This is a genomic window from Aquisalimonas sp. 2447 (genome assembly GCF_012044895.1).
Classification (GTDB): domain Bacteria; phylum Pseudomonadota; class Gammaproteobacteria; order Nitrococcales; family Aquisalimonadaceae; genus Aquisalimonas.
Genome location: NZ_CP050695.1, coordinates 2,432,003 through 2,448,190 on the forward strand (window position 1 = coordinate 2,432,003; position 16,188 = coordinate 2,448,190).

At 64.9% G+C, this 16,188-nt stretch carries 16 protein-coding genes; 4 read left to right on the forward strand and 12 right to left on the reverse strand.

Annotated features, from left to right (window positions below):
- Positions 1-23: 23 nt before the first annotated feature.
- Positions 24-929 (forward strand): LysR family transcriptional regulator, encoded by a 906-nt coding sequence (locus KU884_RS11425; RefSeq protein ID WP_167782762.1) that lies wholly within the window; start codon positions 24-26, stop codon positions 927-929.
- Positions 930-991: 62 nt separating this feature from the next.
- Here the strand turns inward: KU884_RS11425 and KU884_RS11430 are convergent, their stop codons facing one another.
- The 8 genes from KU884_RS11430 to KU884_RS11465 form a co-directional block, all read right to left on the reverse strand.
- Positions 992-2,464 (reverse strand): AMP nucleosidase, encoded by a 1,473-nt coding sequence (locus KU884_RS11430; RefSeq protein WP_167782763.1) that lies wholly within the window; start codon positions 2,462-2,464, stop codon positions 992-994.
- Between the two features lie 121 nt (positions 2,465-2,585).
- Positions 2,586-2,807: a hypothetical protein gene (locus KU884_RS11435; RefSeq protein WP_167782764.1), complete on the reverse strand. Its 222-nt coding sequence runs from the start codon at positions 2,805-2,807 to the stop codon at positions 2,586-2,588.
- 65 nt (positions 2,808-2,872) lie between these two features.
- On the reverse strand, positions 2,873-3,232 hold the full coding sequence (locus KU884_RS11440; RefSeq protein WP_167782765.1) for a YciI family protein: 360 nt from the start codon (positions 3,230-3,232) through the stop codon (positions 2,873-2,875).
- Positions 3,229-4,059, reverse strand: a complete 831-nt coding sequence (locus tag KU884_RS11445; RefSeq protein WP_254432261.1) for a YciI family protein — start codon at positions 4,057-4,059, stop codon at positions 3,229-3,231. The genes KU884_RS11440 and KU884_RS11445 overlap by 4 nt, the downstream gene beginning before the upstream one ends.
- 92 nt (positions 4,060-4,151) lie before the next feature.
- Positions 4,152-5,387, reverse strand: a complete 1,236-nt coding sequence (locus tag KU884_RS11450) for an RNA polymerase sigma factor (RefSeq protein ID WP_167782767.1) — start codon at positions 5,385-5,387, stop codon at positions 4,152-4,154.
- Between the two features lie 408 nt (positions 5,388-5,795).
- A complete protein-coding gene (locus KU884_RS11455; RefSeq protein ID WP_167782768.1) occupies positions 5,796-6,569 on the reverse strand; it encodes a hypothetical protein in 774 nt (257 codons plus the stop codon).
- Between the two features lie 6 nt (positions 6,570-6,575).
- Positions 6,576-7,403: an enoyl-CoA hydratase gene (locus KU884_RS11460; protein ID WP_167782769.1), complete on the reverse strand. Its 828-nt coding sequence runs from the start codon at positions 7,401-7,403 to the stop codon at positions 6,576-6,578.
- 20 nt (positions 7,404-7,423) lie between these two features.
- Complete coding sequence (locus KU884_RS11465) at positions 7,424-11,299, reverse strand: molybdopterin-dependent oxidoreductase (protein ID WP_167782770.1); 3,876 nt, start codon at positions 11,297-11,299, stop codon at positions 7,424-7,426.
- A gap of 119 nt (positions 11,300-11,418) precedes the next feature.
- Between KU884_RS11465 and KU884_RS11470 the strand changes: the two genes are divergently transcribed.
- Positions 11,419-12,447: an AraC family transcriptional regulator gene (locus tag KU884_RS11470; protein ID WP_167782771.1), complete on the forward strand. Its 1,029-nt coding sequence runs from the start codon at positions 11,419-11,421 to the stop codon at positions 12,445-12,447.
- A 462-nt stretch (positions 12,448-12,909) separates the two neighbouring features.
- Here KU884_RS11470 and KU884_RS11475 read toward each other — a convergent pair whose 3' ends face one another.
- Together KU884_RS11475 and KU884_RS11480 are read right to left on the reverse strand one after the other, a co-directional pair.
- Entirely contained in the window at positions 12,910-13,173 is a 264-nt protein-coding gene (locus KU884_RS11475) for a Txe/YoeB family addiction module toxin (protein WP_167782772.1), read from the reverse strand.
- Positions 13,170-13,412 (reverse strand): type II toxin-antitoxin system Phd/YefM family antitoxin, encoded by a 243-nt coding sequence (locus tag KU884_RS11480; protein WP_167782773.1) that lies wholly within the window; start codon positions 13,410-13,412, stop codon positions 13,170-13,172. Before KU884_RS11480 ends, KU884_RS11475 begins: the two co-directional genes overlap by 4 nt.
- Before the next feature lie 223 nt (positions 13,413-13,635).
- Between KU884_RS11480 and KU884_RS11485 the strand changes: the two genes are divergently transcribed.
- Positions 13,636-13,887, forward strand: a complete 252-nt coding sequence (locus KU884_RS11485) for a type II toxin-antitoxin system Phd/YefM family antitoxin (RefSeq protein WP_167782774.1) — start codon at positions 13,636-13,638, stop codon at positions 13,885-13,887.
- The gene (locus KU884_RS11490; RefSeq protein ID WP_167782775.1) at positions 13,884-14,138 is read left to right on the forward strand and encodes a Txe/YoeB family addiction module toxin; all 255 of its coding nucleotides are present in this window, start codon (positions 13,884-13,886) and stop codon (positions 14,136-14,138) included. The genes KU884_RS11485 and KU884_RS11490 overlap by 4 nt, the downstream gene beginning before the upstream one ends.
- Positions 14,139-14,367: 229 nt before the next feature.
- On the opposite strand, the gene KU884_RS11495 is transcribed toward KU884_RS11490, so the two are convergent.
- Entirely contained in the window at positions 14,368-15,177 is an 810-nt protein-coding gene (locus tag KU884_RS11495) for an ABC transporter permease (RefSeq protein ID WP_167782776.1), read from the reverse strand.
- On the reverse strand, positions 15,174-16,136 hold the full coding sequence (locus tag KU884_RS11500) for an ATP-binding cassette domain-containing protein (protein WP_167782777.1): 963 nt from the start codon (positions 16,134-16,136) through the stop codon (positions 15,174-15,176). The genes KU884_RS11495 and KU884_RS11500 overlap by 4 nt, the downstream gene beginning before the upstream one ends.
- Positions 16,137-16,188: the final 52 nt, after the last annotated feature.

Consider the following 16,188-nt stretch of genomic DNA (forward strand, 5'->3'; position numbering starts at 1 on the left):
TATTATGAGTTAACATAAACACCATGGATTTATCCCGCGTCGATCTGAACCTGCTGGTGGTCCTGGAGGCCATCTACACCGAAGGCGGCCTCACCCGGGCCGGGGAGCGCCTCAACGTCACCCAGCCGGCGGTCAGCCACGCCCTGGGGCGCCTGCGCGATCTGCTCGGGGATCCACTGTTCGTGCGCGAAGGGCACGCCATGGTGCCGACACCGTTCACCCGCAACCTGATCGAACCGTTGCGGCAGAACCTGCGTGCCATGGAGCTCACGCTCAACGAGGCCAAACGCTTCGACCCGGCCGCCTCCGAGCAGCGTTTCACCCTGGGGTGTCGGGATGCCCTGGAACTGCGGGTGCTCCCGGGGTTACTGAGCGGACTGAGCGAACGCGCCCCGGAGCTGGAGATCGCCACGGTGACCTTCCGGCGCCGGAACATGGAAGCGGATCTCTTCAGCGGCGACCTGGACCTGGTCACTGACTCCCTGCTGCCGCGTTCACAGAACATCCGCCACGTGCACATCAACACCGATCCGCTGGTGGTGATGGCCCGGCGGGATCATCCGGCCCTGGGCAGCGGGCTGGACCTGGATACCTACCTGCGCCACCGGCACATCCTGGTGACCTCCCGGCGCACCGGGCCGGGACTGGAGGATTTCGAGCTGGCACGACGCGGCCTGCAGCGCAAGGTCACCCTGCGTTGCCAGCACTTCTTCGCCGCGTCGCGGGTGGTGCGGGAAACGGACCTGCTGCTGACCATGCCCGGCCGGCTGGCGGAACTGCTGAATCTGGACGACGCCTACACCCTGGCCCCGTTTCCGCTGGACATGCCGCCCCAGGACCTCTATCTCTGCTGGCACGCCAACGTGGACAACGATCCGGCCAACCGCTGGTTGCGGGAGCAGATCATCGCGGTTCTGGAGACGGTGTGAGGGCCGCGGTGGCCGGTTGGTCACGGCAGCGAAACGCCGCCGGGGGCAATTACAGAGTATTCCTACCGGAACGCCGGCTCGTCAAAACTACGCAGCTTGCGGGAATGCAGTGCGTCGATCCCCGACTGCTCGATGATGCGCAGGGTCTCAAGGCCGATGGTGAGGTGCTGGTTGATGCGGGTGCGGTAGAAGGAGTTCGCCATGCTGCGCAGCTTGAGCTCGCCGTGCATGGGCTTGTCCGAGACGCACAGCAATGTCCCGTAAGGCACCCGCAGGCGGAAGCCGTTGGCGGCGATGGTGGCGCTTTCCATATCCACGGCAACGGCGCGGGACTGGCTGAAGCGCTCGTAGAGCTCGTCGTAGCGAAACTCCCAGTTGCGGTTGTCGGTGCTGGCCACGGTGCCCGTGCGCAGGCGGGTCTTGATATCGGTGCCGTCCAGGCCGGTCACCCCGGCCACAGCATCCTGCAGTGCCACCTGGATTTCAGCGATGGCGGGAATGGGTACCCACAGCGGCAGATCCTGGTCCAGCACGTGATCCTCGCGGATGTACGCGTGCGCAAGGACGTAATCCCCGAGCTGCTGCGAGCGGCGCAGGCCGCCGCAATGTCCCACCATCAGCCAGCAGTGCGGCCGCATCACCGCCAGGTGGTCGGTGATGGTCTTGGCGTTGGACGGACCCATGCCGATGTTGATCAGCGTCACGCCCAGCCCGTCCGGGCGAACCAGGTGGTAGGCCGGCATGGGCGGCATGTGCCGGGGCGTCTCGCCACCGCTGGTGTAGCGCCGCGAGGCGGGACTTGCCGTGATGCACTCCCCGGGCTCGACGAAGGCCTCATAGCCGTTCCCGTCGCTCACCTGCTCGTGGGCATACGCGACAAAATCATCTACATAGCGCTGATAGTTAGTAAACAGAACAAAGCCCTGGAAATGCCGCGGATCGGTGCCCGTGTAGTGGTGCAACCGCTGCAGGGCAATGTCTACCCGCTGAGCGGTGAACAGGGCCAAGGGGTACGGATGCCCAGACAGGGTGCGGCCTGTGGCGTTGGCGATGCTGTCGTCAATGAGGCCGAGATTCGGCAGGTGAAAGACCTCGCTCAACCGCCGCACCCGTTCCTGGTCCAGGTCCGCCGTGGATTCCTCGATGACGAACGGCAGCGGGATCGGTTGATCGCTGACGCCTACCTGCACCGGAACGCCATGGTTGGCGATGAGCAGCCGGAGTTGCTCGTGGAAGTAGTCACCGAAGAGGTCCGGCCGGGTCACCGTGGTCCCGTGAATTCCCGGATTACGCAGGGACCCGTAAGTGGGCTGCGCATCGGTGACCAGCTGCTCCGCGGTCACCTCGATGCCCAGGTAGGGATAGCAAGCGTCCACGCGGGTCTCGCTGCCCGGATGGCCCGCAACGAACCGCCGATGCGCCTCCCGGATGCGCTCCACGGCGGTCTCGTAGATATGCCGGATCCGGGCCACAGCCTCGTCGGCGGTATGGCAGGGCTGCAGATCACGCACGGGGCCGTGCCCGGTTCCAGGCATGATGACTGCTCCTCCACACCAGTGTGCCGCTTACCTTCCAGGCAGGTGATTCAGCTCGATGGTACAGCAGCAGGTCCCGGGCCGGCCGTCAACGGGGGGGGGGGTGCCCATTCATGTTCGATTACGCACCGCCATTCGGCTCGGCGATGAGCCAGTCATCCAGCAGATCCACCGGGAGCGTACTCGTAAGCGGACTGCGTTCCATGATCTCGGCCTTGGCCTTTTCCAACGCCTCCTGGTCACTGGTGGCTTCCACTCGAACGACTTCCTCTGCCAGGGCCCCGAGCGACGCCCGAGCATCGCCCATGGCGGAAGCAGCCACACTGCATTTCCACTGTGACATACCATCAATCTCCCGTTTCAACCCGGTTTGTACAGTGTTGCATAAGTCATGAGCGCTCTCCCTGTTCAGTCCCTTGGGGGCAATTCCCGGGTCGGCCGCACTTCGATGCTGCCGAAGCGCGCCGGCGGAATGCGGCTGGCCAGCTGGAGGGCTTCATTCAGGTCTTTCGCCTCCAGCAGGTAGAAACCGGCGAGCTGTTCCTTGGTCTCCGCGAACGGCCCGTCGGAGACGATGACCTCGCCGTCGCGCACCTGCACGGTGGTGGCCGTTTCCACGGGCTGGAGCGGCTGGCCGGACACGTAATTGCCCTGTTCACTCAGCCGTTCGACCCCCGCCACGCACTCCTGGTTGAGGTCATGCCACTCCTCCTCGGTCATGGCATCGATGATGCTTTCCTGGTAGTAGACCAGTGCCACGTACTTCATGACCCGCCCTCCTCCATGGCCATGCCGCCCTCACCCAGCCCGCAGCTGATCATCCAGCTCACGCCGAAGCGATCGGTCACCATGCCGAACCGGTGCGCCCAGAACGTCCGTTCGAAGGGCATGACCTCGGTGCCGCCATCCAGAAGACGCCGGAACACGGTCTCTGCCTGCTCCGTCTCGTCGTATTCCAGATGCACCTGCACGCTACGGGGCGGCAGATAGCAGTCCTCCTGCATGTCGGCGCCCATCAGCCGGCGGCCGCGCACGTTGACCGAGGCGTGGATGATGCGGTCGTGCCAGTCCTCGGACAAATCCGCCGCCGCCGGGGTCTCGCCGAAGGTCATGATCTCCTCCAGTTGGCCTCCGGTGATCTCGGCGTAGAACGTCATGGCCTCACGGCAGTTGCCCGGAAAAGCCACGTGGACGTTCATCTCCCTGGGCAAGCGCCAGTGTCGACGATGTTGATCGAGCGCCGGGCCCGGGCTGAAGTCCGCCATGGTGAAATAGCGCCGCAGTTCCAGGGTGACGTCGCCGTCTTCCGGCGGCCATTGCTTGGCCCAGGCCACGGCCTCGTCCAGCGAGTCCACCTCCAGCACCGTGTACCCGGCGACCAGTTCCTTGGTCTCGGCGAAGGGGCCGTCGGTGACCACGGGTTCGCCGTCCCGGAATTCAATGCGGCAGCCCTCGCTGGTCGGGCGCAGCCCGTCGCCGGTGACAAATACGCCGGCACGGAGCATGCGCTCGTTGTAGTCGGCCATGGCCTGCAGCACTGTTTCAGTGGGGAGGACGCCATTCTCGGTGTCGGCATCGGCCTTGCGCATGAGCATGTACTTCACGGTGCGTTCCTCGTTTTAGTGGGTTCATCCGTGAGTCGTGCGGGCCACCGCGAATTCGACATCAGGCCGGAATGCACTCCGGGTCAAGCGGAGGCGCCGTCCAGTTCGCGCATTCGACGCGCCAGGAATCGCCGCTCCGGCGCCTGGACGGCGAGGGCCAGCGCGCGCTGGTACGCCCGGCGGGCAGCATCGGCGGAACCTGCGCGTCGGTGCAGATCCGCCAGGGCAGCGTGATAGAGGTGATAGTTGAGGATCTCCTTCTCACCCGCCAGCTCCTCCAGCAGGCGCAGCCCGTCCTCGGGACCGTCGCGCATTGCCACGGCCACCGCGCGGTTCAGACCGACCACCGGCGACGGCTGCCGCCGGTAGAGGGCGTCGTACAGCAGCACGATCCGGCGCCAGTCGGTCTCTTCGTAACGACTCGCCCGGGCGTGCTCGGCAGCAATGGACGCCTGCAGGGTATACGGGCCGGTGGGCATCTCCGCCAGCGCGCGCTCAAGCCACCCCACACCGGCGTCAATCCGAGCACGGTCCCAGAGATTGCGGTCCTGCTCCTCCAGAGTCACCAGATCTCCACCAGCATCCTGGCGAGCGTGGCGACGGGAGTCGTGCAGCAGCATCAACGCAAGCAGTCCGTACACTTCTCCGTGGGGGAGCAGACGCGCGAGCTCGATGGACAGACGAATGGCCTCGTCGGCGAGGCTGACATCCACCACCGCCTCGCCGTCACTGCGCGAATAGCCCTCGTTGAAGACCAGATAGATCACCCGCAGCACCCCTGGCAGACGCTCGGGGAGCTCGGCGGCGGACGGCACCTCGTAGGGGATACCGGCATCACGGATCCTGCGCTTGGCACGCACGATCCGTTGGGCCAGCGTTGTCGGTTTCTGCAGCAGGGCGCTGGCGACCTGCTCCGTGGTCAGCCCGCACATCTCCCGCAGGGTGAGCGCGACCCGCGCACTCATGGCGAGACTCGGGTGGCAGCAGATGAACAACAGCCGCAACTGGTCGTCCGCCACGGTCTGCTCATCCAGCTCGTCGGCGTGTTCGTCGTCCGGTCCGACCATGTGCGCGTACTGGCGGGCGGTCTGGCGACGGCGGATATGATCAATGCCCCGGCGGTGACCGGTGCGGATCAGCCACGCGGAGGGATTGTCCGGCACACCCTCGACGGGCCACTGCTGCACGGCGGCTGCAAACGCCTCCTGCATGGCCTCCTCGGCCAGGGAGAAATCGTCGAGCAACCGGATGAGCGTTGCCAGAATGCGGCGGGACTGCTGTTGGTAGACCCGTTCAAGTTCCCTGTGAACGTCGTACATGGCAGCGGCATCCGTCTCCTGGCGATCCGCCCTTCAATGTCAGCGTCAGCAAACGGCGGGGCCCGACTCTGCTTCCGAGCATAGCACCATCACAGAGGGCTCGCCGGAGGACGGGCAGGCCCTCACGGGCCTGCCGTCTTCTTGCAATGCCATCGAGAAACCCCATCGCCGTCAGGCGACGGCCCGAGGCGGCGGAACGATTGTCATCCCGACGGCAGCGGCTGTTGCCATCACAGCTGCAAAATCGGGTTCTTTCGGCGCGGGCAGGGTTGCCTGGCCTTCCGGGAGCACCTCGCCGATACCGGTAAAGAACGCTTCATGCATGCGACCGGGAGCATTCAGTATCAGCAGGCGGGCGGGGCTCTCACCCACGGCCCGGGGAGCCGGCGTCCCCATGAAATGGAGAACTCAACGCCCGGGGGATTCCGTCAGCCTGAGCATAACGCCGCCGAAGGGGAACGCACCTGCCGCCACGGAGTAGCTCCGGGTGCCGGCTTCATGCGCCGCCCGCGCCGGGTCCTGTACCTGGACGTCCACGGCGGCAAGTCGTTCGCGCGGGTCGCCGGACTGCCGCGCGGCGATGCGCGCTGCCCCCGCCACAAGGCATGGCGCCCCGTCCTGCGCCGGCGCGGGCAACTGGAGGATCGACGCCCAGTGACGCATCAAGCCGTGGGGATCAGGGCTCTCCAGCTCTATCCCCATCAGTGCCTGCTCCGGGTTAGCGTTCGCCATCCAGTCTGCACCGGCCGGCCAGTACGGCCCGTCGAGACGCTCGCCGCCGGGGGTGTGCCCGAACTCGATCATCGCCGCGCGGCAGTCTCGGGGATGGAGCTGGACGCTGTGATAGCCATTCTGCTGTATGACGTTGGCTCGCCGGACTCCCAGCGATTCCGCGTGCAGCGCCCGGGCCTCGGGATCGGCGCAATCGAAGATCGCCATGTATCCGCCGCGGCCGCCGGAGCGCTGGATGAAGCGCTCGACGGCGGTGCCGGACTGGATCGGCGCCACGATCTCGAGAAAGCCCGTACCGACGGCAAAGAGCACGTTCTCCAGACCGTACTTGGCGAGGTTCTCGTCCCGGTGACACACCGGCACGCCCAGGATCGCTTCCAGGTCCTCGGCCAAGGGTTCGAGACGAGGCGCGGCCAGGCAGACCTGCCTGAGCCTGAGATAGTCACCCAACGCCGCCTACCTCCCCTTGAACACGGGCTCGCGCTTCTCGGCGAAGGCCTTGGCAGCCTCCCGGTGATCCTCCGTCTGACCGCAGTGCACATGATGGGTGGCTTCCAGGTCCAGGCAGTCGTCGACGTCACCGTGCATTGCCCGGTTAAGATTCTCCTTCATGTAGCGGTAGGCCACCGTGGGTCCACCGGCGAGCCGTCCTGCAATCCCCCGCGTCCGTTCCTCAAGTTCCTCGGGCTCGCACACCCAGTTCGCCAGCCCGAGTTGCAGCGCCTCCTCGGCGCGCACGCGCTCGGAAAGATAATAGAACTCCCGCGCCTTTGCGGAGCCGACGAGCTGGGTCAGGAAGTACGTACCGCCGTAGTCGCCGGCGAAGCCGACGCGGGCGAACGCGGTGGTCATGAAGGCACTGCTGGACATGATGCGGAGATCGCAGGCAAGCGCCAGGGACAAGCCGGCGCCGGCTGCCGGACCCGGCAGCGCCGCCAGTGTGGGCTTCGGCATCTTGAAGAGTTTGCCCGCCGTTGCCCGCTGATTGTCCCGCTGAACGTGGATAGCCTCGTCCAGGGTCAGGTCACCGACGGTGCCGTCGCCACGCGCAGCCATGCCCTTGACGTCGCCACCGGCGCAGAAGGCCTTGCCGGCACCGGTGAGCACGATGCACTTCACCTCCCGGTCAAACTCGGCATGCGCCAGCTGCTCGGCCAGGGCCCTGGTCATCGGCCTGGACAGGGCGTTGCGCGCATCGGGGCGATTCAGGGTCAGCGTCAGCACGCCCTCTTCCTGCACCGCGAGCAGGTCGCCGGTGCCAGTGTCGATCTCTTTCGATTGCATGCTCCAAACTCCTCCTGTCTTTATCCCGGCTCCCGCTCCAGCGATCTGTCGGCCGGTTGCCTCGCCTCGTGTACGGGCTCAACCCTGACGGCAATGCCATTGAGAACGGCATTGCCGCTCAAGGCATCCACGGCCTGATCATCGGTGATGTCGTTTATGCTGACCCCGGGCTTGCTCTGCGCCACCGCCAGCTGCACGCCATCCCGGCCGTGCCCCCAGCCATGGGGCAAGGAGACCACTCCCGGCATGATGTCGTCACTGAGCCCCACTGTCACCTCCAGTTCCCCGGCGCTGGAGCTGATCCGGGCCCGCCCCTGATCGTGCAGCCCCAGCCGGGCCGCATCGTCCGGATGCACGTACAGGGCGCAACGGTTCCTGCCCTTGATCAGCCGCTGGCTGTTGTGCATCCAGGAGTTGTTGCTGCGCAGATCCCGCCGCCCGATCAACGTCAGGGGCGCGTCGGCGCCCGCTCCACCGAACTCCTCGCTGAGACGCTTGAGGTCATGGACCAGTGGCTCCGGCGCGGCCTGTATCTTGCCGTTGTCGGTGAACAGATAGCGTGGGAAGTTCGGCTGCATCGGCCCCAGGTCCAGACCGTGGGGATAGCGCTTGAGCACGTCCAGGCTCAGCCCCTCGTCATGCGCCACGGGTGCGCCGCTGTTGTACTCGGTGAAGCCCTCGCCGTAGGGACCGGTGCGCAGGCCGTGGTCGAGGATGGCCGCTGGCGACGGCGCGCGCCCTGGCTGCTCCGCATCCGGGTACTTCAGTGCCGCAATCCGCGATGTCAGCCCCTGCACGATATCCCAGTCCGAACGGGCGCCCTCGGGTGGCTGGAACAAGGCCTCGGAGAACCGCGCCAGATTGCGCACCGCCAGCAGGTTGAAGACCAGGTCGTACTGCTCGTGCTCCAACGGCCCGGTGGGTGGCAGGATGATGTCGGCGTGGCGCGAGGTCTCGTTGAGATAGAAGTCGATGGAGACCATGAAGTCAAGCTGTTCCAGGGCACGATCCATCTGCCGGCCGTTGGGGCTGGACAGCACCGGATTGCCCGCCACGCACAGGAACGCCCGGATCTGGCCTTCCCCCGGGGTCAGCATCTCCTCCGCCATGACGGCGGTGGGCAGAGTGCGCTCGAACTCGGGCAGCCCACGCACACGGCTCCTGTAGGTGCCGAAGCTGCCCATGGGCCGCTTGAGGGATTTATCGAAGGCAGGCGTGGTGAACATCATGCCACCGGCACGATCCAGATTGCCGGTAAGGATGTTGAGCACCAGCATGAGCCAGTGGTTGAGCGCGCCGAAACGCTGCGTGGACACTCCCATGCGCCCGTAGCAGACAGCGCGTTCCGCCCCCGCGAATGCCTCGGCGATGCGCTGGATCTCGTCGACTGCGATGCCGCACTGCTGGCTGATCTCCGCCAGCGGGAACTCATCGAACAGTGCCAGCAGCTCGTCCCAGCCATCCAGCAATGGCGCCAGATGATCGGGATCGTAGAGGCGCTGGTCGATGATGTGCTGAATCAGGCCAATCAGGAACAGCGCATCGGTGGAGGGCCGGATGAACAGGTGCTCGGACATGTAGCGCGCCGACTCGGTCCGCCGCGGGTCCACCAGCACCACCTTGCCGCCCCGCTCCTGAATGGCTTCCAGGCGCTTGAGGATGTCACCCGCCGTCATCAGGCTGCCGTTGGAGGCCGCCGGGTTGGCACCCAGCATCAGCATGTAGTCCGTGCGGTCGATGTCGGGAATGGTGAACAGGTTGCTGTGACCGAACATGAGGTAGGACACCAGCTGGTGCGGCATCTGGTCCAGCGAGGCGGCGGTGAACATGTTTCCGGAGCCCAGCGTCTTGCGCAGCGCGGGGGAGCCTATCAACAGGCCCAGGTTGTGCGATGCCGGGTTGCCCCAGTACCCGCCCACGGCACTGTTGCCATGCCGGGACTGGATCTCCACAAGACGCTGCGCGACTTTGTCCAGCGCGGTGTCCCAGTCGATCTCGCGCCATTCGCCATCGACCTTCTCCAGCGGCGTTTTCAGGCGGTCCGGGTCATTGTGCAGGTCCTGCAGCGCATAACCCTTGGGGCAGATATGGCCCTCGCTGTGCGGGTCGTCCGGATCACCGGCAACGGACAGAATCCGGTCGCCCTGGTATTCGATTTTCACGCCGCACATGGCCTCGCACAGGGGGCAGCTCCTGAAATGCGTCTTCACCGGCAAGTCCGCCTGCGCACTGCGTTCGCGTTCGGCTTCCGCCCGGGCGTCGCGGATGACCTGCAGCATCGTGGACACATCGGTGATCTTTCGCCGCGGCCTCCCCTCGGACTTGCCCAGGCTTTGTTCATGGGCATCTAGCAGGCGCCAGTCGGCAAAGCTGACGTAGTCCACCTTGCGGCTATCCAGCAGCGCCTGAACATCGACCTCGATGGCCGCAGGCGCCTCGGGCAGCTGCTCCAGCAATTGATCCACGGTCTCGTTGGCGCAGTGCTTGTTGCTGCCGATCACGCCGCTGGCGCCGCGTTTGATCCAGCCTGTGACGAACTCCCTGGTGGAGGGCTCGGCGTCGTCACCCAGGGCGCGGCCGTCGCGGTTCTGGATGACGCCACGCCGGGCGTCGAAGGCCAGACCGTCCACCGCCTGCCCCTGGTAGCCGGTGGCGTGCACCACCAGCCCGGCGGGAACGGTGAACGACTCGTCCGTCGCCCGGGCGACCACCCGCCCCTGGCCGTCGTCCTCCAGACGATTGCGGACCAGGTTGAGGCACTGCTGTTGGTCCGCGTCTACGCCGATCTCCACCGGACTGACGTTGAACACGAATCGAATCCGCTTCGACCCGCCCCGGCCCCGCTCCGCAATGCTGCGCAGCAGTTCCAGGTTCTGCCGCGCCTCGGTGGAGTCCGCCCGTGCAAGCTGCGCTTCGCTGGCGGCGTCCAGGTTCAGATCGTCGGGCTCCACCACCAGATCCACATCCGGCAGCGCGATCAGCTGCTCCAGCTCCTTGGGCGTAAAAGCCGCCTGCACCGGCCCACGCCGGGCGACGAGGCATACCTCGGTGATGTTGCTATCAGCGAGTGCGGCCAGCGCGTCGTCGGCGATATCCGTCTTTGCCAACTGCCCTGACTCCAACACCAGCATGCGCGCAATATCCAGCGCCACGTTACCCATGCCGATGACCACGGCGGAGCGCGGCGAGGTGTCCACCGACAGCGCCTGGTGATCGGGATGGCCGTTGTACCAGCCCACGAACTCGGACGAACCGAACACGTTGTTCCGCTCAATACCGGGGATCTCCAGGGCACGACTCTGCGAACCACCGGTGGCGTAGATCACGGTGTGGTAGTGCTCAAGCAATTCGCTGCCCTGCAGATCGCGGCCGATTTCGACGTTGCCGAAGAAGCGAAAGCGCGGCGACTCGGCGATACGCTCGTAACTGCCGGTGACGGACTTGATACCCGGATGATCCGGCGCGACCCCGTAGCGCACCAGGCCGAATGGCGTCGGCAAGCGCTCGAACATATCCACCCGCGCGTTGGGCAACTGCTTCAGCAACGCCTCCGCAGCGTAGAAGCCCGAGGGGCCGGAGCCGACCACCGCACAACGGGCCTCCACCTTGGTGCCGCTGCCGGCAGCCGCTTCCCGGCTCAGGCTTTCCCGAATCACCGGGCGGACCTGGGCCTCGCGGGCGTTGAGCGCAATGAACCGCTCCTGGCCGGCAGGCACGGCGCTCTTCGGATAGATCGCGCGCTCGGGGCACTCGGTCACGCAGGCATTGCAGTCGATGCACACCTCGGGATCGATGAAGAGCATATCCGGCCCTTCGCGAAACGCCTCCACCGGACACACATCCACGCAGTTCGTATGCTTGTTGCCGATACAGGCTTCGGTCACCACGTACGTCATCGATCTCCTCCCGACACACCAAGGGTCCATCGAGATGATGGTAGGACCGCGGGTGCAAAGGGGTATCGACACTTACTGCCGGCGTTGACATTTTGTGCCAGCCTGCAAATAGTGTCGGCATGCTGACGAATAACGGCCATCTGCACAGCGGCTTCGCCGAGCCACTGCTGACCTACCTCAAGGAGCGACAACTGCACGCGCCGACCCTGGAGCAGCAACTGCGTGAATCGCTCACCATGCCGCGGCTGTGCGCGGCGACCTTCTGCGGGTGGCTGGAGGAGCTGTACCGACTCGATCCGGTACCAGCCTTCGGCCTGCGCCTCGGCGCCACGGTGGAGCCCCGGCATTTTGGCGTCCTGGGTTACCTGATGCTCTCCTGCGGCAACCTGGGCCAGGGACTGACGCGCTATCGCCGCTTCCACAGCCTGATGCAGACCGGCCTGCGCTCGTGGGTGATCACCGACGGGGATCGTCTGCACCTGAACTGGACCCAGCCCGTAGCCAACAGCCTGCGCGCCCACGAATACAGCGTCGCCTGCTTTGTCACCCTCTACCAGCAGCTGATCGGCAGAACCGCGCCCCCCATCAGCGCCAGCTTCCCGGACCCGCAACCCGACGAACGCACCGACCTCTACGAGGCCGCCCTTGGCTGCCCGGTGTATTTCAACGCCCCCAGCCTGGCCGTGGAGATCCCCGCGCGGCTCATGGCCATGCGCATTTCCAGTAGCGATCCACACCTCCAGCGCCTGCTGGAGCGTCAGGCCCTGGCAATGCTGCAGGAGCCGGAGACAACCCAGGCCGAGGGCACCGCTTTTCTGGACCGGCTACAGGCGGAAGTCATTAAAGCCATGAAGGACGGCGACTGCAGCGCCGAAACAGTGGCAGAGAATCTCGGGTACTCCCTGCGCTCGTTCTACCGCCGGCTCAGCGCCAGCGGATACAGTTACCGCTCCCTGCTTGCGGACATCCGCCTGCGCCTGGCCAAGTACTACCTGGCCGACCCGGGGCTCTCACCCTCGGAGGTCGCCCTGCTCCTGGGTTACGCCGAGCAGAGCTCGTTCATTCGCGCATTCCGGATCTGGATGGGGATCACACCGGGGGAATATCGCGAACGCCTGGCGGCACGGGGTGGTCAGAACCGGCTGTAGACAGCCGGGCATGATCGCCATACCGCTGACGGGGAAGATGCCAATCCTCATGCAAAAGGCTCGTCGTGACCGTACGGGCCGCGAGCCGCATCAATGCACAGCCTCGCTGGTGCACCAAGCGCGCAACGGCCAGTCAGCCACGCATGTCCGTAATCACTTCGGTGTTGACGGAATTGGCGATGAGACACGACTCCTGGGCTCGCTTATGCCCTGCAAGCGAGAACGCAGGTGGCTCAAGGAGGGCCAGGGAGGGTGTCACTTCAGGGCGGCGGGCCGCGGCGAACATTACGCCCAGACCTCCGTTGGCGACGCTGCATCGGGATCCGACCATCACCGACTGGGGCCGAACAGCGGTCCAGGCCACCATTGCCAGGGTGCTGCCCCGCACGTAGGTTCAGCTTGCGTGTACCGCCGATGGGGTGAGGCGTGTGGTGAAGCGTCGCGGCAAGGATAGGTTACGCTTTATTCGTAGTGGCTCCAGAGCCGGAGAACCTTTACTACCCGCTCGTTTTCGAGCACTTGGTACACCAGGCGATGCTGTATGTTGATGCGGCGTGAATAAGCCCCTGCAAGATCACCAACGAGTTTCTCGAACGGAGGCGGCTTACGGTATGGGTCTTCCGCGATCAGTGCCAGCAGTTCCTGGGCTTTCGGTTTGAGGCCACTGGCGGCCAGCTTCTTGGCGTCCTTCTGGGCTTGCCTGGTGTAGACCAACTTCCATGTCACCAGTCCAGTTCCTCATCGCATTCTTCCACAGGGGTGTCCATCCCCTCACGAATGGACTCGCGCATACCCGGGACAGAGAGCAGGTAGAGCGTTTCCTGAATGGCCGCCCAATCTTCCTCGGACACCAGAACGGCCTTGTTCCGTTTACCCGTGATCACGATTGGTTGGTGAGACTCGGCAGTTTCGTCAATCAGCCGGTAAAGGTTGCTACGCGCCTCGGTCGCTGTGATCCCGGTCATGACGCACCTCTCGCGTGTTCAGCGTTTCGACAATTGTACGTCTTGCGGTACGTACGTCAAGACGTTCGTTGTGGGTGAAAATATATGCGTAACTGGCTGGCTTTGGAGCACTGTCCATCCGGGGCCCGAAGATAGCGTTCCCAGCGAGCGAATCAAGCTGATTGCCGAAGCGATACCTGTACGGTATATTGTACCTGTACGACATAATGCACAGGAGCCAATCATGGATGCCATAAGCTACACAGCCGCCAGAACGAACCTGGCGAAAACCATGGAACAGGTCTGTGAAGACCACTCGCCAGTCATCATTACGCGCAGCAAAGCGCGGTCGGTGGTCATGATTTCCCTTGAGGACTACGAAGCGCTGCAGGAGACTGCTTACCTGTTGCGTGCACCGAAAAATGCCCGTCGCCTGTTGGAATCCGTTGCCGAACTGGAGCAAGACGGTGGTCAGGAAAAGGAACTTCTTGAATGAAGCTCATCTTCTCCGAGAATGCTTGGGAAGACTATCTGTACTGGCAGAAGACCGACAAAAAGATCCTTCACCGGATCAACAAATTGATTTCAGAAACAAAAAGACAACCATTCGGCGGCATTGGCAAACCCGAGCCTCTCAAACACAGCCTGGCCGGTTACTGGTCCCGTCGAATAACCGAAGAAGACCGCATGGTCTACAAGGTTGCCGACGGCGCTTTGCTGATCGCGCAGCTTCGGTACCACTACTGAGTACAGGCCTGAGGCGGCGCTCAGCCGCGCCGCTTCGCAGCATCAGCCGAAGCGCCCTGTTCAACCTCTGACGGTGGAACGTATGCTTCTTCGAACTGTGGCAAGGAATCATTGATAGGCCACCAGTTGGCCTTGGAGCCAACATAGAAATGCCCAACCGGAGCGGCCAGTGTAGTTCATGACTTGAGAGAGTTCCGCAGGACGGTATCTACGAAAGCGACGAGAGGCTTCACCGCTCCCGATAGTACATGCGCATGGCCACGGGGGCGAACACCGCCGTCACCAGAGCCGAGGCCGCTAACACCCAGATGACGTCGCCGGCGGTCACGCCGCCGTGCATCAGACCCCGGGAAGCCGTGGTCAGGTGCGTCACCGGATTCAGCGCCACCACGGTCTGCAGCCAGCCCGGCATGGTCGACGGGTCAACAAAGATGTTGCTGACGAAGGTGAGTGGAAACAGCAGCAGGAAACTGGTGGTCATCACCGATTCCGGCGTGCGCACGAGGAAACCCACGATGATCCAGATCCACGACACGGCGGAAGCGAACAGCAGCATCAAGGCCACGGCCAGGACCACGCCCAGGGCGCCACCCTCCGGCCGGAACCCCATCACCAGGCCCACGACCACCACCACCAGCGCCGCCAGCGAGTACCGGGCCAGGTCCCCCAGCAATGCCCCGACAATGGGTGCCGGCTGCCAGATGGGCAACGAGCGGAAGCGGTCGAACAGGCCACGCTGGATATCCGTATTCAGGCCCACACCGGTGTAGACGGTGAGAAACACAACGGTCTGCACCACGATGCCGGGCAGCAGGAACTGCAGGTAATCGGCGGACGAACCCGCCAGCGCGCCGCCGAACAGATAGGTGAACAGCACCGTCATCATGATGGGAAAGACCAGCACGTCGAACAGCTGAAACGGCACATGCTTGATCTTGAGCATGGCGCGCCAGCCCAGGGTGACCACGGCCGACAGAGCGCCCGGCGGCTGGGGCCGCGGCGAACCGGTGATGACGTGGTGCAGGCGGGCATCACTCATGCGGCTTCCTCCCCTGATTCCGTCTCCGGCGCATGGCCGGTGAGCGCGAAGAAGACGTCATCCAGGCTGGGCTGCGCCAGGGCGAACTCGCGCACGGTGATGTCCGCCGCCGAGAGCGCAGACAGTGCCTCGTTCACCCGCTCTTCCTGGGTCACCCGTGCCGACAGCATATCCGGTTCGCCCCCTGCATGAACTGCCTCCCCGAGGCTGCGCTCCAGCACCGCCCGGGCGGCCTCCAGCTGCTCCGGATCGGCCAGTCGAACGTGCAGCGCGCGACCACCCACGGAAGCCTTGAGCTCACGGCTCGTCCCCTCGGCAATCACGCGCCCCTGGTCGATCACGGCCAGTCGGTCGGCCAATCGATCCGCCTCCTCCAGATACTGGGTGGTCAGCAGCACGGTGGTGCCTTCGGCGGCGATGGCGCGCACGAAATCCCAGACCTGATTGCGACTTCGCGGATCAAGGCCGGTGGTGGGCTCGTCCAGGAACAGAAGTTCCGGCACCACCACCAGGCTGGCGGCGATATCCAGGCGCCGACGCATGCCGCCGGAGAAGGTGCGCACCTGCCGTCCCGCAGCGTCGGCCAGATCGAAGGCATCAAGCAGATCCGCGGCGCGAGCACGAGCCGCTCGCCAACCGAAACCCAGCAGACGTGCGACCATGATCAGGTTCTCGCGGCCGGTGAGGTCCTCATCCACGGAGGCGAACTGCCCGGTGAGGCTCACCCGGGCACGCACCTGCGCGGGCTCCCGCGCCACGTCATGGCCCAGCACCCACGCAGCCCCTCCGCTGGGGCGCAGCAGCGTCGCGAGCATGCGGATGGTGGTGGTCTTGCCAGCGCCGTTGGGCCCCAGCAGGCCGAAGACACTGCCGCGCCTGACCTGCAGATCCACTCCGTCCACCGCCGTGGTGTCACCGAAGCGCTTGCACAGCCCCCGGGTCTCGATCGCAATCGTCATGGTCCCTCCTGATCGCGCGATATGAACACGCTTCCACGTCGCCGTCCAGACG